At 49.1% G+C, this 20,339-nt stretch carries 20 protein-coding genes and 1 tRNA gene; 8 read left to right on the plus strand and 13 right to left on the minus strand.

The window, feature by feature from the left end; all coding sequences use genetic code 11:
- Window positions 1-76: 76 nt before the first annotated feature.
- From rplU to folA, 6 genes are all read left to right on the plus strand, one after another.
- Window positions 77-388, plus strand: coding sequence for a 50S ribosomal protein L21 (gene rplU, locus AC6R03_RS03035; RefSeq protein WP_000271393.1), 312 nt, complete (start codon window positions 77-79; stop codon window positions 386-388).
- Window positions 389-408: 20 nt separating this feature from the next.
- The gene (rpmA, locus tag AC6R03_RS03040) at window positions 409-666 is read left to right on the plus strand and encodes a 50S ribosomal protein L27 (RefSeq protein ID WP_004409945.1); all 258 of its coding nucleotides are present in this window, start codon (window positions 409-411) and stop codon (window positions 664-666) included.
- Window positions 667-916: 250 nt separating this feature from the next.
- On the plus strand, window positions 917-2,089 hold the full coding sequence (gene cgtA / locus AC6R03_RS03045) for an Obg family GTPase CgtA (RefSeq protein ID WP_500631453.1): 1,173 nt from the start codon (window positions 917-919) through the stop codon (window positions 2,087-2,089).
- 172 nt (window positions 2,090-2,261) lie between these two features.
- Window positions 2,262-3,029, plus strand: a complete 768-nt coding sequence (locus tag AC6R03_RS03050) for a threonine/serine exporter family protein (RefSeq protein WP_500631454.1) — start codon at window positions 2,262-2,264, stop codon at window positions 3,027-3,029.
- The gene (locus tag AC6R03_RS03055) at window positions 3,017-3,508 is read left to right on the plus strand and encodes a threonine/serine exporter family protein (protein WP_334553598.1); all 492 of its coding nucleotides are present in this window, start codon (window positions 3,017-3,019) and stop codon (window positions 3,506-3,508) included. Before AC6R03_RS03050 ends, AC6R03_RS03055 begins: the two co-directional genes overlap by 13 nt.
- Window positions 3,509-3,543: 35 nt before the next feature.
- Window positions 3,544-4,023 (plus strand): type 3 dihydrofolate reductase, encoded by a 480-nt coding sequence (gene folA, locus AC6R03_RS03060; RefSeq protein WP_500631455.1) that lies wholly within the window; start codon window positions 3,544-3,546, stop codon window positions 4,021-4,023.
- Window positions 4,024-4,165: 142 nt separating this feature from the next.
- On the opposite strand, the gene apaH is transcribed toward folA, so the two are convergent.
- From apaH to lptD, 6 genes are all read right to left on the minus strand, one after another.
- Entirely contained in the window at window positions 4,166-4,975 is an 810-nt protein-coding gene (gene apaH / locus AC6R03_RS03065; protein ID WP_500631456.1) for a bis(5'-nucleosyl)-tetraphosphatase (symmetrical) ApaH, read from the minus strand.
- Between the two features lie 14 nt (window positions 4,976-4,989).
- Window positions 4,990-5,367, minus strand: a complete 378-nt coding sequence (gene apaG / locus AC6R03_RS03070) for a Co2+/Mg2+ efflux facilitator ApaG/CorD (protein ID WP_334568374.1) — start codon at window positions 5,365-5,367, stop codon at window positions 4,990-4,992.
- A gap of 65 nt (window positions 5,368-5,432) precedes the next feature.
- On the minus strand, window positions 5,433-6,239 hold the full coding sequence (gene rsmA, locus AC6R03_RS03075; protein ID WP_334553605.1) for a 16S rRNA (adenine(1518)-N(6)/adenine(1519)-N(6))-dimethyltransferase RsmA: 807 nt from the start codon (window positions 6,237-6,239) through the stop codon (window positions 5,433-5,435).
- Window positions 6,240-6,251: 12 nt separating this feature from the next.
- Window positions 6,252-7,253: a 4-hydroxythreonine-4-phosphate dehydrogenase PdxA gene (gene pdxA, locus AC6R03_RS03080; protein ID WP_500631457.1), complete on the minus strand. Its 1,002-nt coding sequence runs from the start codon at window positions 7,251-7,253 to the stop codon at window positions 6,252-6,254.
- Window positions 7,234-8,529 (minus strand): peptidylprolyl isomerase SurA, encoded by a 1,296-nt coding sequence (gene surA / locus AC6R03_RS03085; protein WP_500631484.1) that lies wholly within the window; start codon window positions 8,527-8,529, stop codon window positions 7,234-7,236. The genes pdxA and surA overlap by 20 nt, the downstream gene beginning before the upstream one ends.
- A gap of 51 nt (window positions 8,530-8,580) precedes the next feature.
- Complete coding sequence (gene lptD / locus AC6R03_RS03090) at window positions 8,581-10,914, minus strand: LPS assembly protein LptD (RefSeq protein WP_500631458.1); 2,334 nt, start codon at window positions 10,912-10,914, stop codon at window positions 8,581-8,583.
- Window positions 10,915-11,062: 148 nt separating this feature from the next.
- On the opposite strand from lptD, the gene djlA reads away from it, so the two are divergent.
- Complete coding sequence (gene djlA, locus AC6R03_RS03095; RefSeq protein WP_500631459.1) at window positions 11,063-11,914, plus strand: co-chaperone DjlA; 852 nt, start codon at window positions 11,063-11,065, stop codon at window positions 11,912-11,914.
- 40 nt (window positions 11,915-11,954) lie between these two features.
- Here djlA and AC6R03_RS03100 read toward each other — a convergent pair whose 3' ends face one another.
- The 6 genes from AC6R03_RS03100 to rpsU form a co-directional block, all read right to left on the minus strand.
- Window positions 11,955-13,265, minus strand: a complete 1,311-nt coding sequence (locus AC6R03_RS03100; protein ID WP_500631460.1) for a methyl-accepting chemotaxis protein — start codon at window positions 13,263-13,265, stop codon at window positions 11,955-11,957.
- A gap of 292 nt (window positions 13,266-13,557) precedes the next feature.
- Window positions 13,558-13,633: transfer RNA gene (locus AC6R03_RS03105), tRNA-Ile, on the minus strand.
- Between the two features lie 148 nt (window positions 13,634-13,781).
- On the minus strand, window positions 13,782-15,641 hold the full coding sequence (rpoD, locus tag AC6R03_RS03110) for an RNA polymerase sigma factor RpoD (protein WP_500631461.1): 1,860 nt from the start codon (window positions 15,639-15,641) through the stop codon (window positions 13,782-13,784).
- A gap of 98 nt (window positions 15,642-15,739) precedes the next feature.
- On the minus strand, window positions 15,740-17,500 hold the full coding sequence (dnaG, locus tag AC6R03_RS03115; protein ID WP_500631462.1) for a DNA primase: 1,761 nt from the start codon (window positions 17,498-17,500) through the stop codon (window positions 15,740-15,742).
- A gap of 102 nt (window positions 17,501-17,602) precedes the next feature.
- A complete protein-coding gene (locus AC6R03_RS03120) occupies window positions 17,603-18,046 on the minus strand; it encodes a GatB/YqeY domain-containing protein (protein ID WP_500631463.1) in 444 nt (147 codons plus the stop codon).
- 26 nt (window positions 18,047-18,072) lie between these two features.
- Entirely contained in the window at window positions 18,073-18,288 is a 216-nt protein-coding gene (gene rpsU / locus AC6R03_RS03125) for a 30S ribosomal protein S21 (protein WP_001145625.1), read from the minus strand.
- Between the two features lie 228 nt (window positions 18,289-18,516).
- Between rpsU and tsaD the strand changes: the two genes are divergently transcribed.
- Window positions 18,517-19,542: a tRNA (adenosine(37)-N6)-threonylcarbamoyltransferase complex transferase subunit TsaD gene (tsaD, locus tag AC6R03_RS03130; protein ID WP_500626383.1), complete on the plus strand. Its 1,026-nt coding sequence runs from the start codon at window positions 18,517-18,519 to the stop codon at window positions 19,540-19,542.
- A 67-nt stretch (window positions 19,543-19,609) separates the two neighbouring features.
- Here the strand turns inward: tsaD and plsY are convergent, their stop codons facing one another.
- Window positions 19,610-20,206: a glycerol-3-phosphate 1-O-acyltransferase PlsY gene (gene plsY / locus AC6R03_RS03135; protein ID WP_487902140.1), complete on the minus strand. Its 597-nt coding sequence runs from the start codon at window positions 20,204-20,206 to the stop codon at window positions 19,610-19,612.
- Window positions 20,207-20,339 lie beyond the last annotated feature (133 nt).

The following is a 20,339-nucleotide window of genomic DNA, read 5'->3' on the forward strand; positions in this document are numbered from 1 at the left end:
CCTATTGATGATTAGTTTAGCGCACACCCAAATTGCCCAAAGTGCATAAGGCTGTGCGGAAAAAGCGGAGTAAGATATGTACGCTGTTTTCCAATCTGGTGGTAAACAACACCGTGTAAGCGAAGGTCAAACTCTTCGTTTAGAGAAATTAGACGTTGAAACTGGTGCAACTGTTGAATTTGATAAAGTTCTTCTTGTTGCTAACGGTGAAGACATTAAAGTTGGTGCTCCTCTAGTAGAGGGCGGTAAAGTTGTAGCAGAAGTTGTACAACACGGTCGTGGCGATAAAGTTAAAATCGTTAAGTTCCGTCGTCGTAAGCACTCTCGTAAGCAACAAGGTCACCGTCAGTGGTTCACGGAAGTGAAGATCACTGGTATCAACGCTTAATCGATTAGGAGAGTTTAACAATGGCACACAAAAAAGCTGGTGGTTCTACTCGTAACGGCCGCGATTCAGAAAGCAAACGTCTAGGTGTTAAGCGTTTCGGTGGTGAATCTGTTCTTGCAGGTAACATCATCGTTCGTCAACGTGGTACTAAGTTCCACGCTGGCACCAACGTTGGTATCGGTAAAGACCACACTCTTTTCGCTCTTACTGAAGGTAAAGTGAAATTTGAAGTGAAAGGTCCTAAGAACCGTAAATTTGTAAGCATCGAAGCTGAATAATTTACCTTCTGACTGAATTCAAAAGCCCTGCCGATTCGGCGGGGTTTTTTATTTATGAACCAATACTCAGGCACTCTGTATAAGAGTCCCTCATTATTGGTTCCCCACGGGCGATGTCCTGCTCAGCTGATGAGATCAAGCTGAAGGTGGAATCTGCTAGAATTTATATCATTCAACCTGAGCGGTTGAGATGATGTTGCAACGCAGCGGCGCACTCAGCGAGGTGCGCGGTAAGAGAGCGGAGTAAGAGATGAAATTCGTTGATGAAGCGGTCGTTAAAGTTCAAGCCGGCGACGGCGGTAGTGGTGTCGTCAGTTTTTGGCGCGAAAAATTCGTAACCAAAGGTGGCCCTGATGGTGGTGATGGTGGTGACGGTGGTGATGTTTACATCCTAGCGGACGAGAACCTCAACACCCTAATTGATTACCGTTTTCAGCGCTTCTATGAAGCAGAGCGTGGCGAAAATGGTCGCGGCGGTAACTGTACGGGTAAACGCGGAAAAGACAAAGTGTTGCGCGTGCCTGTTGGTACACGTGCGGTGGATATCCACACTAATGAGATCGTGGCTGAAGTGGCCGAGCATGGCAAAAAAGTCATGGTCGCAAAAGGCGGTTGGCACGGTTTAGGTAACACGCGTTTTAAATCCTCGGTGAACCGTGCGCCACGTCAAAAGACGTTGGGTACGAAAGGTGAAATCCGTGAGCTGCGTTTGGAGCTATTGCTATTGGCCGATGTGGGTATGCTTGGTCTTCCTAACGCAGGTAAATCGACCTTTATTCGCGCCGTTTCTGCGGCGAAGCCGAAAGTGGCGGACTACCCATTCACGACCTTGATCCCAAGCTTGGGTGTGGTCAGTGTTGTCCCAGAGAAAAGCTTTGTTGTTGCCGACATCCCGGGCCTCATCGAAGGCGCGGCTGACGGTGCTGGTCTTGGTATTCGATTCTTGAAGCACCTTGAGCGTTGTCGCGTGTTGCTGCATATGATCGATATCATGCCGATTGATCAATCGGATCCAGTGCAAAATGCGCTGACGATCATTGATGAGCTCGAGCAGTACAGCGAGAAGCTTGCAGATAAGCCGCGTTGGTTAGTCTTCAATAAAGTGGATCTGATGCCAGAAGAAGAAGCCAATGAAGTGATTCAAGCCATCCTTGATGCACTGGGTTGGGAAGACGAGTACTTCAAAATCTCTGCCATCAACCGACAAGGTACTAAGGAACTGTGCTACAAGCTGGCTGACTTTATGGAATCTCTACCACGCGAAGAGGAAGAGATCTCTGAAGAAGAGAAGGTCAACTTCATGTGGGATGATTACCACAAGGATGCCATGTCAGGTAAAGACGTCATCACTGAAGATGAAGACGACTGGGATGATTGGGACGACGAAGAAGACGATGGTCACGTGGTCTACGTCCGCGATTAATTAAACCTTTTTAAGCAGCCGCAATCACATATTGCGGCTGTTTTTTTATCTACATCAATACGTATAGTGTGTGTGAGTTGCACAATAGGGCTCTTTCTTGATCAATATTTCTTGATCAATATAAGCAGCCTTTGGCTGTGACTTCTCTCTAATGGAATAGGACATCGGTAATATGGCATCGAAGCAGCGAGCCGTCTCTCGCTTGATTGCCCAAGCAGGGCAAATGCTCTTGGCCCACGGCGCGGAAAGCACGTTGGTGGGCGATTTGATGCGCCGCTTTGGGCGCGCCTCTGGGATGGATGAGGTGGAAATCTCGCTATCATCAAGTTCACTCGTCGTGACGACCTTATATCAGCAGCACTGCATCACCACCACTCGCAGTTGCCCCGACCGCGGCATTAATATGCGTGCCGTCACTCAAATCCAACGTATCTGCATTATGGTTGAGCGCGGCGTGATTGACTATGAGATGGCGCAGCGTAAGCTCAACGCCATCAGCCCCGAGCGATATAACCGTTGGTTGGTGGTCGGAATGATTGGCTTATCTTGCGCTGCCTTTAGTCGCTTAGCGGGAGGCGACTGGATGGTGTTTATGATGACGTTTCTCGCCTCATCCGGTGGCATGATCGTGCGCCAAGAGATAGGCCATCGTCACTTTAACCCGCTGATGAACTTTGCCGTGACGGCGTTTGTCACTACAGTGATCTCGGCCCAAGCTGTGATTTATGAGCTGGGTAATGCGCCATCGATTGTGATGGCGTCTTCTGTGTTGATGCTCGTACCGGGGTTTCCGTTGATCAATGCGGTGGCTGATATGCTCAAAGGCTACACCAACATGGGCATCGCTCGATTCGTGATGGCAAGCTTACTCACGTTGGCGACCTGTTTGGGCATTGTCGCCGCGATGAGTGTGGTTGGCGTTCGTGGATGGGTGGTGTGATGATGGATGTCGGAATGGAACTGTTGTTAGGTCTACTCAATGATATGTTGTTCGCCGCCATACCCGCGGTGGGCTTTGCTCTGGTGTTCAATGTGCCGCAAAAAGCCTTGCTGTATTGCGCACTGGGTGGTGCGATTGGTCATGGCTCACGCTATCTGATGATGCAATTTGGCGTGCCGATTGAGTGGGCGACGTTTTTTGCGGCCATGATCGTCAGCATGGTGGGGATTGTTTGGTCACGCCGATTTTTGGCGCATCCGAAAGTGTTTACTGTCGCGGCGTTGATCCCCATGGTGCCGGGCGTGTTTGCTTTTAAAGCCATGATTGCATTGGTCGAGCTCAACCATGTGGGTTACAGCCCTGAGTTGGTGGCCATGCTGCTCGAGAACTTTCTCAAGGCGATGTTTATTATTGCCGGATTAGCGGTTGGCTTAGCGATGCCTGGGTTGCTATTCTATCGCCGCAAACCCATTGTATAGCGTTGATATTGCGCAGTCTTGATTAGGAGTAGAGTATGATCATCAGTATGATCGCGGCGATGGCCCAGGATCGTGTCATTGGAAAAGATAACCAAATGCCGTGGCATCTGCCCGCTGACTTTGCGTGGTTCAAGCGCTGTACGATGGGCAAGCCTGTGGTGATGGGGCGCAAAACGTATCAATCGATTGGTCGTCCTTTACCGGGACGAACCAATATTGTCATTAGCCGAGACAGCAGTTTGTCTATTGAAGGAGTGACGGTGGTGGCGTCGATTGAGCAGGCGCTTGCCGCAGCTGGGGATGTCGAGGAAGTGATGATCATCGGTGGCGGCTCCATCTATCAACACTGTCTGGCGCAAGCAGATAAGTTGTACCTGACCTTTATTGATGCCAAGGTAGAGGGCGATACCCAGTTCCCAGACTGGGGCGATGCGTATCAAGAAACCTACCGCGAAGCCTACGCTGCGGATGAGAAAAATCGCTACGATATGCAGTTTGTGGTGTTAGAAAAGTAGGGCAGTACTCTGGCGCGGACCATTCCCGTTCGCGCTCTTTTTACCTAATAGCGTTACCTAATAGCGCTTGCACTCGCCCATCCTGTCCCTAAGCTGCATCACCCATCACCCATCACCCATCACCCATCACCCCAAACCTCTACTATTTCTTCCCCGCTTCGACACTGTGGTAACGCTGCTTTTCCCAATGGAGTAAGGTCAGTTTTCCGCCCCACACACAGCCAGTGTCTAAGCCAATCACTTCCTTGCTCTGGTAGCCTTCTAAGGCCGCCCAATGACCAAACAGCACGGGCTTTTCCAGTACGATGCGACTGGGCAGTTTAAACCAAGGCATCAATTCACCATCGCTCACTTGCTTTGGTGGCAGTTTGCAGGCCATGTCTAGCCGCCCATCGGCAAAACAAAATCGCATCCGCGTGAAAGCATTGATGGTGTAGCGATAGCGCTCTAATCCGCTTAGTGCGTTGTGCCATTTGTCTGGTTGGTTGGCATACATGTTTTCAATCAGCCAAGGCCAATCGTCACTTTTTAAAATCGCTTCCACTTCGGCGGCGCACGCTCTGGCCTCTGCGAGATCCCAGTCAGGTGAGATGCCCGCATGGCACATCACGAACTCGTCATGTTCTGCCAATAACGGCTGTTGTCTCAACCAGTCAAGCAGTGCCTGTTTATCGGGCGCATCAAAAATCGGCGCCGTTTTGTCTTTGTCTTTTTTCTTATGGATACCCAGCGCAACAGCCAGAAGGTGTAAATCGTGGTTACCGAGCACCACTTTGGCGCTCTCGCCGAGGCTTTGGACAAAGCGCAGGGTTTCCAGTGATTTGGGCCCGCGTGCGACCAAATCGCCGGCGAACCAGAGGGTATCTTTTTTGGGTTTGAATTTGATGTTACTGAGGAGTTGCTGCAATTCGTCAAAGCAGCCTTGAATGTCACCGACAATATAGGTAGCCAAACTGTTGTCCTAATTTAGTTAAGAATATTGGGCAGTGCGAGGCGAAAAGGTTCAATCTCGGCATGGAACTCTCGACCTTGCTCATCGTGCATTATGTATTGGCCTTGCATAACACCGACCGGTGTTTCGAGTGCAGTACCACTGCTGTACGTGTATTCATCACCGGCGGCGATAAATGGCTGCTGGCCGACGACGCCATCGCCTTCCACCGTCATCTGCTTGCCATTAGCATCGGTAATCAGCCAGCGTCGGCTGATCAATTGCACGGTCTGATTGCTGAGGTTTTTTATGGTGACCATGTAGGCGAAAATATAGCGCTTCGCGTGTGGTTGAGACTGCTCAGGGATATAGCGAGTATTGACCTGAACTTTGATGCAAGGGTCGACATCCATTTCACACCTCCAAAAAAGAAAAAGGGCGACAATGCGTGGCACTGTCCCCCTTATACTAGATGATTTTATTGATGTTTTGCATCCAGCCAGTTGGCGAGGGAGACAAATTGCTGCAAGGTGAGGTTCTCTGGTCGCATGCCTGGGTTAATACCTAGTGCTTCAAGCGATTCTGCATCAATAAGTGACTTGTAGCAGTTGCGCACGGTTTTACGGCGCTGGTTGAAGCCCTCACGGCAAACGCGATCAAGCCAATTCAAGCTGGTCGCTGGGTAAGGCAGCGTCTCGTAAGGCACCAAACGAACCACAGCTGAGTCGACTTTCGGTGGCGGAACAAACGCCGTCGGCGGCACTTCAAGGACCGGCACCACTTTGCAGTAGTATTGTGCCATCACCGTCAAGCGGCCGTATGCCTTAGTACCAGGGCCTGCAGCGAGGCGGTTCACCACTTCTTTTTGCAACATAAAGTGCATGTCTTGTACGTCTTTATGGTACTCAAAAAGGTGGAACATCAACGGCGTTGAGATATTGTATGGCAGGTTGCCGAAGATGCGCAGCTTGTTGTTCGGCTTAACGAGTTGCGAGAAGTCGAAACGCATCGCATCGCCTTCATGAATGGTCAGCTTATCCGCCAATTCAGGGTGATTGCGTAGGCGCTCTGCTAGATCGCGGTCGAGCTCGATCACGGTGAATTTATCCACTTCACGACCGACTGGCTCAGTGATGGCGCCAAGGCCAGGGCCGATCTCAACCAAGTTCTGCCCAGGTAGTGGGTTGATGGCCGAGACGATACCGTCAATGATGTATGGGTCGTTTAAAAAGTTCTGACCAAAGCGTTTACGTGCTTTGTGTCCTAAGTGGACATCGTTTCTCATAATGATCTCAAGTTAACTGGGTTTCTTTTCCACTAGCTCAATGGCATGAGCCAGTGCAGTTCTAAAGCTTCCTGTGTCCGCATCGCCTGTTCCTGCAAGATCTAATGCGGTGCCGTGATCAACGGAGGTCCTAATAAAGGGCAAGCCCAAAGTAATGTTTACTGAGCGCCCAAATCCTTTATATTTTAGTACAGGAAGTACCTGATCGTGGTACATCCCTAATACGGCGTCCGCCTCTTCAAGGTATTTTTCGTTGAAGATGGTGTCAGCGGGTAACGGCCCGATGAGGTCGATGCCATCGCGCTCGCGTAAGCGCTCTAATGTTGGCGTTATCGTCTCTATCTCTTCTCGGCCTAAGCAACCGTCCTCACCCGCATGTGGGTTTAAGCCACACACGTAAATTTTCGGTGATGGGATCGCAAATTTCTCGACCAAATCTTGGTGAAGAATATGGATGATGGCTTCCAAGCGTTCTGTGGTGACCGCTTTGGACACATACGCTAAAGGTATGTGTGTGGTAACAAGCGCGACGCGTAAGCCTTGTGTCGCCAACATCATGACCACCAGTGGCGTATTCGACTTTTCAGCGAAAAACTCAGTATGACCACTGAATGCCACACCGGCACGGTTGATGACCCCTTTGTGCACAGGGCCGGTGACAATAGCATCAAATTCACGATTCATACAGCCCAAAGCGGCTCTTTCGAGCGTTTTTAGTACGTAGTGACCGTTCGTTTCATTGAGTTCGCCCGCAATGCAGGGGGCATCCATCGCAATGTGATCGACAATCAGCGTACCTTGACGTTGTGGGCTCGGATCGCTGCCTTTCTCATAATCCAGCAGCTCAACCTCAATACCGAGTTGAGCTGCGCGCTCGGCAAGTAAGGACTTATCGGCGCACACCACTATCTGATGAGTCCAACTCTCTTTGGAGAGCGCAAGAACTAAGTCTGGGCCAATACCGGCAGGTTCACCGGCGGTGACTACGATACGTCTAATTGTCATCTTGCTCATCCTCAACCATTTCGACAAAGGCGCTGGCGCGGATCTCTTGAATCCATGTGCTGGCTTCTTCATTAAATTTGCGGTTGAACAGGATGCGATACGCGCGGTTTTTCAGCGCAGAGTCCGTGCGGTCCACCTCGCGGCGATCCAGGACTTCGACAATGTGCCAACCATGGACGGTTTTAAACGGCGCACTGATCTCTCCAGCCGGTAAGGTGTCCACTTGGTGTTTGAACTCAGGGACGTAGAGATCTGAGGTTTGATAGCCGAGTTCACCATCGCGTGCGGCAGAGCCTGGATCTTGGCTGTATTGCTGCGCCATCTCACCAAAGGTCGCTTCGCCATTGTTGATGCGTTCAATGATGTCGTTTAGCTCTTTTTGCACCCCTTCATCACTGAGGATCACCGTTGGCTTAATCAGGATGTGACGCGCGTTTACCTCGGTCACCGCCACGGTTTCTAGCCCTTTTACATCGTCGATTTTGAGGATATGGAAACCGACACCACTGCGAAATGGACCAATGATGGTGCCCTTGTTTTGCAAGCTAATTTGGTCGGCGAAGATGGTCGGCATCTCTTCTTTGCGCATCCAGCCCCAATCACCACCTTCAAGGGCTTTCGGGCCTTTTGAATAGGTGTAGGCCATGGTGCTAAAGTCTTCACCTTGATTGAGGCGTTCAACGAGCGTTGTCGCCTCTTTTTCTACCGCGGCTTTGTCTTCACCGTCGTCGACACGCAACTGAATATGGCTGATTTTGTACTGCACGGTGGCGTTGGTCTCTTGCGCGAGAATATCCGCTAGGTTATCAACCTCAGCCGGCAGAATGTTGATGCGGCGACGGACCAGTGCATTTCGTGCTTCGCTCGCCGCGATTTCTTTGCGGATTTGTTCACGAAACTCAGGATAACTGAGACCTTCACTGACAATAGCGTTACTCAGTTCTTCGATGGTCTGGTTATTGTTTTCAGCAATCTCAGCGATGGCTTGGTTAAGACGGTTGTCATCAATACGCACACCCAATCGTTCGGCTTCTTGCTGCTGAATGGTATCAACGATAAGTTTTTCCGTGACTTGTTCACGCAGCGTCGCTTCATCGGGTAACGCTTGGTTGTTTTTACGCGCGTTGGCTTTCAATGTTTTCAGTGATGCGTTGATGTCACTGTGTAAAATCACCCCATCATTGACGATGACAGAAACGCCATCCAGCTCAACCGGCTGCGCGTGAGCGATGGCAACTTGGCTCGCGGCAACGAGCGCGAGTAGGGTGTGTTTCAATGGTTTCATTAACATCCTATCCATTATTAGGCTCCTGCCGCTGCGCAGCAGGAGAGAGATTTAGTTGTTTAAGAAGAATGGGCGACCGTAGCCGAGGGAGTTATCAGAACTATCCATATCCGATCCAATTTTCGTCCCGAAGCCAATAATGCCAAAGTTGATACTCAGGTTATTTTCATACTCAGGAGAAGACTGGGGATAGTCAACAAACCCATCGCCACTCCAAGAGCGTAATCTGTTGCTATAAGTCAGACCAAAGTACCAGCAATCAGACGTATATTTTAATCTTGCTAACCATTCCAACGCCTCATTCGTCGTGAGATCGTGGAAGTACTGAGCGCCTGTGCTCCAACGCCTTGAGATCTGGTAGCTCGCGAGGATGCCGGCCTGAGAAATACCATCTTCAGTAATGGTATCTAGGTCATCTTCCAGACTATCACCGAGCGTTTGCTCAATGTAGTTTCGAGTGACATAACGATAGTTAGCCTGAACGTAACCTTGGTTAAATCGATATTCAAGCGTGCTGTTGGCTAACTGGACTTCATTGGAGTCAATATCGTATTGAATGCCGCCGTGGTAAAACAAGTAGTCGTCATAATTAAAATCCATTTCGACGGCCCAAGCAGAGTAGTTAGAGAGCTTTTCCTCATCAACCTCTGAGAGCGTTTGGCCCTTAATATCTTTGTCTAAATAAAAGATTTGCCCGAAGGATATATTCAAACGCTCTTTATAACGATCGTCATAGAATCGAGTTGACGCTCCGTAACTGAACTGGTTGGCGTGAGCAATTTGGTCTACGCCACTAAACTTTCGGCTGCGGAAAAGACCGTAATAATCCGTTTGAAGTAAAGTCGTGTCGTATTTTGCAATATTGCTTTGGTCCTCTTTCGGGACGTAGAGATACTGGACTTGAGGCTCAAGAGTTTGCGTGTAGTTGTCAAATACCACGGTATCACGCTCCAAAATCAACCCGGCGTGGGTTCTTAATTCTGGAATAACGCGAGTGACGCTCTCTTCATAGCTCGTTGAGGTAACACCATCGAGATCCTGTTGATAATACGTACCTAACAGTCTCGCCTCTGTTGTCCATGTTCCCCAAGTTGTGCCTAGGGGGATTTTGAGACCGGGTTCCACATGCATACGCGTGGCGCTCGGTTTGCCTTCCGCGTCGGTTTCGAAACGGGAAATATGACTCACGAGGTCAAAATCCAAGTAGCGCATCAGTTCCGGTGCATAGTAGTTGAAGCCTACCTGAGGAACGACACGATAAGGGAGGTTATCACTGGTCGTTAAAACTTGAAAGTCACGGGTGAGAAGAGACATATCCCATGATTGATTTCGGTACGAGACTTGAGCCTCTTGAGTGAGTTGCCCGTCTTCGCGGCTACCAATACCGGAATCTATATCAGAGAAGTAGTAGATATCACTGACTTTGGAATAGTCGATATCGAACTTCCAGTTATCTTTGTACAGACCAGAGTGCGTCAGCTGCGCTGCCCATCGATCATCATATTCATCATATTTACTGTCATCGGGAAGGTACTCAGATTTGATGGTGCTGAGGCCAAAGTTGGACAAGTAACGGAATTCACTATTGAGTTGCGTCCCACGGTTTTGCATGTATTTGAGTGTGGTTTCGAGGTCATAGTTTGGTGCTAAGTTCCAGTAAAACGGCACCTCCATTTCAAAACCATCGCTTGAGCCGTATGAGACCGTTGGATACAAAAAGCCTGTCTTACGTGTATCTCCGATAGGTACGGTCAAATAAGGCAAGTAGAATACCGGCACATTGACGATTTCGAAACGCGGATTGTAGAAGGTCGCTTCTTCTTCGTTTTGGTCAACATCAATACTAGAGGCACGCAGTCGCCATGATTTATCACCTTCCGGGCAAGAGGTAATCGTACCGTCTTCGATTTCGTACATTGCCTTACCCGTCTTGGCCACGTAGACCGCTTCACCGCGCCCTGGCTCACACAAGAATTGATACTGGGTGTTCTCCAATGTCACTTCTTCTGTGTTGAGGTTGTTGGTGGCTTTCTCTGATATACTTTTCAGCTCACCGTCGCTGAACATCACGTTCCCTTCCGCAACCACGATGTTTTCTTGCTGGTGGAGGGTGACGTTGTCGGCACGCATCTGCTTCTTGCCTTGAACGACCACAACGTTCCCGCTGTAGGTGGCTTTATCGCCGTTGATCGCCTCTAAGCTGTCTGCTTCGACATTGATGGGATCTTGATTCGGGTTATCAGACTCAGGTTCGTTGATTAAGCATTGATCAATAGAGGGCAGTTCCTGCACACTATCGTCTACGATTGCTTCAGATAAGGCCTGAGGGACATAGAGCGCAGCGCCGATCGATGCGGCCAGTAAGGTGCGGGGGAAAAATGACATCGAGTTTTACTATCCTGTTGAACTTGATATATCCGGTGAATAGGTAACCGAATCTAAGATAAAACGGTCTTTATAATAAAGTAAATTGTGGCGTACGGCACTATCAGACCGCGTTGAGAAGAAAAAATTCAGAGGTTGAGAGCATATAATGCACATTTTCGGCAAAATCCTTGGCACTTTTTTTGGTTTTCTGTTTGGAGGACCATTTGGGGCGTTGTTCGGTCTTTTTCTAGGCCATCAGTTTGATAAAGCACGCCGTTTAAGACAGGCGGGTTTCAATAGCGGCTTTGGCGAAGGGCCAAGCCAAGCGCAGCGCCAAGAAGAGTTTTTTAAAGCGGCGTTCTCTGTGATGGGGCACGTTGCGAAATCAAAAGGGCAGGTCACTCGCGAGGAGATTCAGCTGGCTTCAACGATGATGGATCGCATGAACCTGCATGGTGAGCAGAAATTAGCGGCACAAGAAGCCTTCAGAGAAGGAAAAAGCGCAGATTTCCCATTGGAGCGAGTCTTAGAGCGTGTCCGCATCTCAACCGGAGGTCGTTTTGATTTGCTGCAGTTTTTTCTCGAGTTACAACTATCTGCAGCGTTTGCGGATGGCGAGATTCACCCGGCAGAGCGCAATGTCCTGCACAAGATTGCACAAGGTTTGGGGTTTTCATCAGAACAACTTGAGCAACGCCTTCGCATGCAAGAAGCGGCGTTTCGTTTTCAACGCGGGGGTTTTGGTGGCAGCAATGGTGGGCACTCTCATCAATCTGGCGGGCAGTGGCAGCAAGCGAGTACCGCAGATCAACTGAGCGATGCCTACAAATTACTGGGTATTGATAGCAGCGCTGATGCCAAAGCGATCAAGCGTGCCTATCGTAAACTGATGAATGAGCATCATCCAGATAAGTTGATGGCGAAGGGCCTCCCCCCTGAAATGATGAATGTCGCGAAAGAAAAAGCGCAGGAAATTCAAAACGCTTACGACTTGATTAAGAAAAGCAAAGGCTTTTAATGAAATTACGTGCCCGACGCTGGTCGGGCACATATCCTTATCAATCTTTGACCAGTTGCGTCACCGTATCTGCAACGTTCTGCGCTCCTTGTCGAATCTCGTCAATCAGGGCTTGTGTCTCCTGCAACTGCTGGTTGCATTCGACGACTCTCGCTTGAATCTGCGCCATGGTTTCCTCAGATTCTGAAGTCAACTCACTGTTGCGCTTAACAATATTCCCTATCTCATCGGTCGCTTTCGTTGTATTCGCTGCGAGGTTTCGCACCTCGTCAGCAACAACCGCAAACCCGCGGCCAAACTCCCCTGCGCGTGCGGCCTCTATGGCGGCATTCAGTGCGAGTAAGTTGGTTTGATCGGCAATGTTGGAGATGGTCGTGACAATGTGGGTAATTTGTTGCGATTGCTCCGTCAGTTTCCCCATTAGAGTGGACGCGGTACTGACTGATACGTCAATTTGATTGGCGACATCGGTCGCGGTACCTAGCGTTCGAGCGCCATCATTGGCAATGTCTAAAGTGTGAAGCGAGGTCTGCTGAGCCACCTTAGAGGCATCTCGTATAGCCTGCTGATGAAGAATTCGGTCAGTGATATCACTGGCAAATTTCACCACACGCACCACCTTGCCATGACGATCAAAAACAGGGTTGTAGGTCGCTTCTAACCACAGTATCTCACCGTGTTTGTTACGTCTTTCAAAGAGCCCGCCTTTGAACTCGCCTTTGGCTAATGAGGGCCAAAAGTTTGGATTGTTGTGGATGAAATCTTCGCTACAAAAAATGTGGTGATGCTGACCTCGAATCTCAGAAAGCTTATAGCCAACACAGGCGCAGAAGTTATCGTTGGCATTGATGATTTCCCCTTTTGGGGTAAATTCAATATAGGCCATGGATTTTTTAAGCGATTCAAAAATGGCTTCTTGATTGTCTAGGCGGTGCTTTTTCTCCGTGACATCACTAGCGACTTTGATCACTTTGACCACTTTATTATTGTCATCTTTCACGGGAACGTAGGTCGCCTCAATCCAAATCTCTTCGCCCCCCTTACGAAGGCGTCTGAAGGTGCCTGTCTGAGGCTGTCCATTGGCTAGATCGCGCCAAAATTGTTGATAATCGGAAGAAGAGGTCAGGATCGAATCACAAAAAAGGCGATGATGTTTACCCTGAACGTCACTCAATTGGTAGCCGAGTGTGTCGAGAAATAAGTGATTTGCGGTGATGACATGACCGTCAGGCTGAAACTCAATGTAGGCAACGCTGGATTTGATGGCGCTGAACACTTGCGCAGAGGAACGCATTGCATTGAGTTCAAGATCAGTGTAAGCAGAGTCTTTACGGCTGCGAAAAAATAGCATAAATGGCCTCATTGGCACCAACAGGGTGCGTTAGGTCGATGAAATATAAATAGGTTTGCTACTTTCTAATGAGTGCTTATTATCAAACTAGCCGAAAAAGCTGACGCGTACTTATACTAACTTAGTTTATATGTGGCACAGATTCAAAAAATGTCTCGTTTTTAAGAGTTTAAAAAATTAGCGTTTACTAATGTTTAAATCGAACGATACGAGACAGCTGTAGTGTGATTAGTACAATTAGGTATAGGATCAAAAAAGGCGAGTTAACCTTTGGTTACTCGCCTTCTAGAATTGGTGGCCCCTCCCAGACTTGAACTGGGGACCAATCGATTATGAGTCGACTGCTCTAACCACTGAGCTAAGGGGCCGTAGGGCATCGATTATAGGGGAAGCCCCCGAAGCTGTCTAGCCGCAAGCATGGCTAAATGCGCTTAGTTTTTATTCACTTAAGTCTACCCATAATAAAAAAGGTGAGCGCTTGCTCACCTTTTCATCAATCATGCGTCTTAGCGTGAATTACTCATCCAAGAAGCTGCGCAGAGTTTCTGAGCGGCTAGGGTGGCGCAATTTACGTAGCGCTTTTGCTTCGATCTGACGAATACGCTCACGCGTTACATCGAACTGCTTACCGACTTCTTCCAGAGTGTGGTCTGTGTTCATGTCGATACCAAAGCGCATGCGCAGTACTTTTGCTTCACGAGGTGTGAGGCCGGCCAGTACGTCTTTGGTGGCCACTTTCAAGCTGGTGGCGGTGGCAGAATCGAGAGGCAACTCAAGCGTGGTGTCCTCGATAAAATCACCTAGATGTGAATCTTCATCATCACCGATCGGTGTTTCCATTGAGATTGGCTCTTTGGCGATCTTCAGCACTTTACGGATCTTATCTTCTGGCATCTGCATGCGCTCAGCCAACTCTTCCGGTAGGGGCTCACGACCCATCTCTTGCAACATTTGACGAGAGATACGGTTGAGTTTGTTGATCGTTTCGATCATGTGTACCGGAATACGGATCGTACGTGCTTGGTCTGCAATCGAGCGAGTGATTGCCTGACGAATCCACCATGTTGCGTAGGTCGAGAATTTGTAACCACGACGGTATTCAAATTTGTCGACCGCTTTCATTAAGCCGATGTTACCTTCTTGGATAAGATCCAAGAACTGTAGACCACGGTTGGTGTATTTCTTCGCAATCGAGATAACCAGACGTAAGTTCGCTTCCACCATCTCTTTCTTCGCACGGCGAGCTTTCGCTTCACCGATCGACATACGGCGGCTGATCTCTTTGATGTTTTGCACCGTCAAAGAGGTCTCTTCTTCGATCGCTTTTAGCTTCATGATCGAGCGGCGGATGTCGTCTTCGCTGCGACGAACTTTCTCTGCGTACGGCTTGTCAGAAGCAAGGATCTCATCAAGCCAAGCGTCGCTAGATTCATTGCCGGTAAAGAGCGTAATGAACGATTTCTTCGGCATTTTGCCGTATTCAACGGCCGCTTTCATGATTAGACGTTCTTGAGTACGAACGCGCTCCATCGAGGTGCGAAGTTCATCGACCAAGTAGTCAAACTGCTTCGGCGTCAGACGGAACTCTTTGAATACGTCGAGGACGAGTTCATGAGCGATTTGCGCTTTCGGACTCTCTTTGCCGTACTCGTTACAGGCGAGCTGGAAGTTCTGGAAGGTATTACGCAGCGACGTGAACTTCTCTAGTGCAAGCTCAGGGTCGATACCAGTATCTTCTTCAGAGTCATCGTCATCTGAATCGTCCTCATCGTCATCCGCATCTTCTTCGTCTTCATCTTTCAAGTCAGACTGTGCGAGCTCAGAGCCGATGTGCGTCGCCGTCGGTGCTGTGGTCTCTTCTGCATCTGGATCAACAAAGCCAGTAATGAGATCGGTAAGACGAAGCTCTTCCGCTTGTACTTTGTCGAACTGCTCAAGAATGTATGGGATAGTGCCTGGGTATTCGGCAACAGCGTTTTGAACTTGGTTAATACCGTCTTCAATACGCTTAGCGATGTCGATTTCGCCCTCTCGAGTCAGAAGTTCAACCGTACCCATTTCACGCATGTACATGCGAACTGGGTCAGTTGTGCGGCCAATTTCGTTCTCTACGCTAGAAAGCGCCGCTGCCGCAGCTTCTGCTGCGTCTTCATCGGTAATGGTGTCATCATCATTCAGTGCAAGATCATCGGCATCGGGCGCCGTTTCGACGACTCGAATGCCCATGTCATTGATCATCTGAATGATATCTTCAACCTGCTCGGAATCAACGATTTCTGCTGGCAGGTGGTCGTTTACTTCTGCGTAGGTCAGATAGCCTTGTTCCTTGCCTTTAATGACAAGTTGTTTCAGCTGTGACTGCGGATTTTGATCCATAGACGGTATCCAACTTAGTATCTGGTGAAGGAATTAGTATGCGAGTTGCAAACCACACATAATAACAAATTAATTGATTGCTGACTAATTAAACAGGGTTACGCTTTCAAATCTAGCATCAACGCTAGCAGCTCCCTTCTTTCTTCGGCTGATAAACCGACACTTCTTTCTTTGGCCTGCAGGTTTTCAATTTGTTTTTCGACGCACTGGGCCAGTATTCTGTCCAATGAGTCTAAAAATATATCTTGCTCGTTATCTGCATCGAGCGGGATTTCCCAGCTCGCTAAACGAGACAGTAGCGCTTCATGGCTCGTATTTCGCCAGGTCTCTAGCAACTGGCCTGTGTTGATATTGGGGTGCTGATGACAATATTCAAGCACCTGGGCAAATAAACTTAAACCGGGTACGGGTAACTCTCGGACGCTCGATAAATCCGGTACCATTTGAGCATAGCTCGGATTTTGGATAAGCAAAGCGATGACCTCACGCATGGGTGTACGTTTGATCTCTTTGTGTGGCTGAGGTCGAGTTTCGCTTTGCTTTTTGCGCGGTTGTCTAAGCTGATTATCGAATCCGGTTCGCTCGTCGAGCAATTTTTCTAGCAGTTCTTGAAAATACGGGTCTGGAATCTTATCGATCAGGCTACTGGCGTGCGCGCGCAGTGCTGACTTGCCCTCGTTTGAACCTAAATTGAGGTTGTGAATCTCAATCAGATTATCAAATAAGTAACTGGAGAGCGGCGTGGCCTGCTCCATTTGTTGCTCAAACGCCTCTTTACCGTATTTACGTACGTAACTGTCTGGATCTTCTCCGTCCGGCAGGAAGAGAAACTTCAGTGTGTTGCCTGTTTTTAGGTACTGAAGGGCATTCTCTAGAGCGCGCCATGCGGCTTCTTTACCTGCTCGGTCACCGTCATAACAACAGACCACGGTATGGGTTTGTCGAAACAAAAGCTGGATATGATCACCGGTCGTTGAGGTGCCAAGGGACGCTACGGAATAATCAATACCATATTGCGCGAGGGCAACCACGTCCATATAGCCTTCAACCACGAGGATTTGTTTCGGCTCTCGATATGCCTGCATGACTTCATACAAGCCATAGAGCTCTTTGCCTTTGTGGAAAATTGGCGTCTCTGGCGAGTTGAGGTACTTGGGCGTGCCTTCGTCAATAATTCGGCCACCAAAGCCAATCACCCGCCCGCGTCGGTCACGAATCGGGAACATAATACGCCCGCGAAAACGGTCGTAGCGGTTGCCTTTGTCGTTCTCAATCAACATGCCGCCACTGACCAGCATGTCTTGGGTCGCTTTATGCTGACCAAAGTTCTTGCGCACTAAATCCCATTCGTCGGCGACATAGCCAATGCCAAATTTCTGCACGATTTCGCCAGAGAGGCCGCGCTGCTTAAGGTATTCAATCGCAGGCTTGCTGCTAGAGAGCTTAAGCTGGTCACGATAAAACTGCGCGATGGTGCCCATCAAATCGTAGAGGTTGCGCTTTTGTTCGCTGCTGGCTTGCGGTTGATTGCTTCGGTTGAAACGACCATCTTGGCGCTGCTCTCTAGGGACATCTAAACCTAGGAATGAGGCAAGCTCTTCAATGGCTTCGACAAATTCGAGGCGCTCATACTCCATCATAAAGTCGATGGCGTTGCCATGCACACCACAGCCAAAACAGTGGTAAAACTGCTTCTCTTGCGACACGCTGAATGATGGGGTTTTTTCGTTATGGAAAGGGCAGCACGCGCTGTAGTTTTTGCCTTTTTTCTTAAGTTTTACTCGTGCGTCTATGATGTCGACGATATCCAGTCGAGCAAGCAGATCATCAATAAAACTACGAGGAATGTGTCCTGCCATAAAACCTTAGAAAAATGCACTAACTAAACAATTGGGGGATAGATACAAACAAGCCGCGCATTCCGAAGGATAGCACGGCTTGTTGTAATAGGCTTGGGTGTGTTAAGCCAGTTTAGCGCGAACTAAACCGCTCACTTTACCCATGTCTGCACGCCCTTGAATCTGTGGTTTTAGAACGCCCATTACTTTACCCATGTCTTGCATGCCCGCTGCGCCTGATTCAGTAACTGCATTGTCAATCAATGCGGCAACTTCGTCGTCGGTCAGTGGTTGAGGCATAAAATCCTCAAGCACCGTAATTTCGGCTTTTTCTGCATCCGCAAGGTCTTGGCGACCCGCTGATTCATATTGAGCGACAGAATCGCGACGCTGTTTAACCATTTTCGTCAACACAGCAAGAATGTTGTCGTCGTTAAGAGTGATCTGTTCGTCGACTTCACGTTGCTTAATTGCTGACAAAGCTAAACGGATAGTGCCAAGGCGCAATTTGTCCTTGGCTTTCATCGCTAATTTTTGCTCTTCTTTGAGTTGGTCAATCAGAGCCATAACTAGAATCCTTTAGGACTTAGCTATTAGTACAGGCGAACGCGACGAGCGTTTTCGCGAGCTAGCTTCTTAGCGTGACGCTTTTGAGCTGCTGCTTTAGCGCGTTTGCGAACTGTAGTTGGTTTTTCGTAGTGCTCACGACGACGCACTTCAGAAAGGATACCTGCTTTTTCGCAAGAGCGTTTGAAACGACGTAGTGCAACGTCGAACGGTTCGTTTTCACGTACTTTAACTACTGGCATATGCCTTTCACCTCAGGGGTTAATTCGTTAATGCTGACTTCACAGTACCTGCTCAGTTGCAAGGCCTACAATCAGCTTGATCAAAAATGGTGCGGAATTTTAATCCGATCACATTAGCTTTGTAAAGCCTTTTATTGTTTATACACTGTACAAAATTTGTTTGCAGCGCGAAGGCAAGGTAAGATTGCGCCAATTTTGAAATTGAGACAGAGGCATCCAGGGTAAACCATGCGCATTATTGGTATTGAAACCTCGTGTGATGAGACAGGCATAGCCATTTACGATGATGAGAAAGGGCTGCTTTCCCATCAACTCTACAGCCAAGTTAAGCTTCATGCTGACTACGGCGGTGTTGTGCCTGAGTTGGCCTCTCGCGATCACGTTAAAAAGACGATTCCGTTAATTAAAGCGGCGATGAAAGAAGCGGGCGTCACGCCAAAAGAGATTGATGGTATTGCTTACACCGCTGGCCCAGGTCTTGTGGGGGCGCTGCTGGTTGGGGCGACCATTGGTCGCAGTCTCGCGTACGCTTGGGGTGTGCCAGCCGTGCCCGTACATCATATGGAAGGGCATTTGCTCGCGCCGATGCTAGAGGAGAACCCGCCGCCGTTTCCGTTTGTTGCGGTGTTGGTCTCAGGTGGCCACTCGATGATGGTCGAAGTAAAAGGGATTGGCGAGTACAAAATCTTGGGTGAGTCGATTGATGACGCCGCGGGGGAAGCCTTCGATAAAACCGCAAAGCTGATGGGGCTAGACTACCCAGGTGGTCCGCTGTTGTCGAAACTGGCCGAGAAAGGCACGCCAGGGCGATTTAAGTTTCCGCGTCCAATGACGGATCGTCCGGGCCTTGATATGAGCTTCTCTGGCTTGAAAACGTTCACAGCCAACACGATTGCCGCCAATGGCGATGATGAACAAACCCGAGCGGATATTGCCCTAGCGTTTGAAGAGGCCGTGTGCGCGACGTTAACCATCAAATGTAAGCGAGCGTTGGAACAAACCGGCTTTAAGCGCATCGTTATTGCCGGTGGCGTAAGTGCCAATAAGCGATTGCGGGCCGATTTGGCGGCGCTGGCGAAAAAAATTGGCGGGGAAGTCTATTATCCTCGTACGGAATTTTGTACCGATAACGGTGCGATGATCGCGTTTGCGGGTATGCAGCGTCTTAAAAACGGTGAGGTAGCGGATTTGGCGGTTCAAGCGACGCCGAGATGGCCCATCGATACTCTGCAACCACTGCGCGGCGCAGAATGATCGCTGGATTCTTCGTTCGGTTCAACGGAATACATCGTGTTTAAAGGCTTCTTGGTTGAAGCCTTTTTTATGCCTGCTTCTTTTCGCCCACTTTGGGCTCGGTGCCAGCAAACAGGCGTTTAATGTTTTGATGATGACGCAAGACAATCAGACAACACAGCATGGCGACTGGCAAGGTGTACTGCGGCTTGACCATCCATGTATAAAACGGGGCTAGCAGCACGGTGACAATCGCCGCTAACGAAGAGTAGCGAAAGATAAGCGCAACGCTGAGCCAAGTGGCGATGATCATGCCTGTTAAATCCAAACCGATAGGGGCTATCGCACCTAATGCCGTGGCCACGCCTTTACCACCTTTAAAGTGAAAGAAGATGGGGTACATGTGACCCAGGCAGGCAGCAATTGCAACAACACCAAGAATGATTGGATCAATGTGCAAAAAGTATCCCCCCCACACTGGAATGGTACCCTTGAGCATGTCGCACAGTAACACTGCGATAGCGGCTTTCTTGCCCCCAATACGCAACACATTAGTGGCGCCGGGGTTGTGTGAGCCTTGCTTTCTGGGGTCGGGGAGTTTGAGGAGACGACAAATCAGCACCGCACTTGAGATTGAGCCTAATAAATAGGCGCAAATGATCAAGATGAGGGCAAGTGGTGTCATTCGAATTCACTCATAGTCAGCAAGGGTGAGGTAAACCAGTCATTGATATTCTGTTGCGTTTAACTGGTATCATATCGCGGCTTCGCGACTTAAACTACTGACACTGAGCGCCAGAGCAGTAAAATAGTACGAC

The sequence above is a fragment of the Vibrio sp. R10-SG-ISO4 genome (assembly GCF_059834135.1).

What these genes read in the sequence shown, in the direction of transcription:
- rplU (WP_000271393.1), top strand. Translation starts at nt 77, where the DNA reads ATGTACGCTGTTTTCCAATCTGGTGGTAAACAACACCGTGTAAGCGAA.
- rpmA (WP_004409945.1), top strand. Translation starts at nt 409, where the DNA reads ATGGCACACAAAAAAGCTGGTGGTTCTACTCGTAACGGCCGCGATTCA.
- cgtA (WP_500631453.1), top strand. Translation starts at nt 917, where the DNA reads ATGAAATTCGTTGATGAAGCGGTCGTTAAAGTTCAAGCCGGCGACGGC.
- AC6R03_RS03050 (WP_500631454.1), top strand. Translation starts at nt 2,262, where the DNA reads ATGGCATCGAAGCAGCGAGCCGTCTCTCGCTTGATTGCCCAAGCAGGG.
- AC6R03_RS03055 (WP_334553598.1), top strand. Translation starts at nt 3,017, where the DNA reads ATGGGTGGTGTGATGATGGATGTCGGAATGGAACTGTTGTTAGGTCTA.
- folA (WP_500631455.1), top strand. Translation starts at nt 3,544, where the DNA reads ATGATCATCAGTATGATCGCGGCGATGGCCCAGGATCGTGTCATTGGA.
- apaG (WP_334568374.1), bottom strand. Translation starts at nt 5,367, where the DNA reads ATGGATGTCGACCCTTGCATCAAAGTTCAGGTCAATACTCGCTATATC.
- rsmA (WP_334553605.1), bottom strand. Translation starts at nt 6,239, where the DNA reads ATGAGAAACGATGTCCACTTAGGACACAAAGCACGTAAACGCTTTGGT.
- pdxA (WP_500631457.1), bottom strand. Translation starts at nt 7,253, where the DNA reads ATGAGCAAGATGACAATTAGACGTATCGTAGTCACCGCCGGTGAACCT.
- surA (WP_500631484.1), bottom strand. Translation starts at nt 8,529, where the DNA reads ATGAAACCATTGAAACACACCCTACTCGCGCTCGTTGCCGCGAGCCAA.
- lptD (WP_500631458.1), bottom strand. Translation starts at nt 10,914, where the DNA reads ATGTCATTTTTCCCCCGCACCTTACTGGCCGCATCGATCGGCGCTGCG.
- djlA (WP_500631459.1), top strand. Translation starts at nt 11,063, where the DNA reads ATGCACATTTTCGGCAAAATCCTTGGCACTTTTTTTGGTTTTCTGTTT.
- AC6R03_RS03100 (WP_500631460.1), bottom strand. Translation starts at nt 13,265, where the DNA reads ATGCTATTTTTTCGCAGCCGTAAAGACTCTGCTTACACTGATCTTGAA.
- rpoD (WP_500631461.1), bottom strand. Translation starts at nt 15,641, where the DNA reads ATGGATCAAAATCCGCAGTCACAGCTGAAACAACTTGTCATTAAAGGC.
- dnaG (WP_500631462.1), bottom strand. Translation starts at nt 17,500, where the DNA reads ATGGCAGGACACATTCCTCGTAGTTTTATTGATGATCTGCTTGCTCGA.
- AC6R03_RS03120 (WP_500631463.1), bottom strand. Translation starts at nt 18,046, where the DNA reads ATGGCTCTGATTGACCAACTCAAAGAAGAGCAAAAATTAGCGATGAAA.
- rpsU (WP_001145625.1), bottom strand. Translation starts at nt 18,288, where the DNA reads ATGCCAGTAGTTAAAGTACGTGAAAACGAACCGTTCGACGTTGCACTA.
- tsaD (WP_500626383.1), top strand. Translation starts at nt 18,517, where the DNA reads ATGCGCATTATTGGTATTGAAACCTCGTGTGATGAGACAGGCATAGCC.
- plsY (WP_487902140.1), bottom strand. Translation starts at nt 20,206, where the DNA reads ATGACACCACTTGCCCTCATCTTGATCATTTGCGCCTATTTATTAGGC.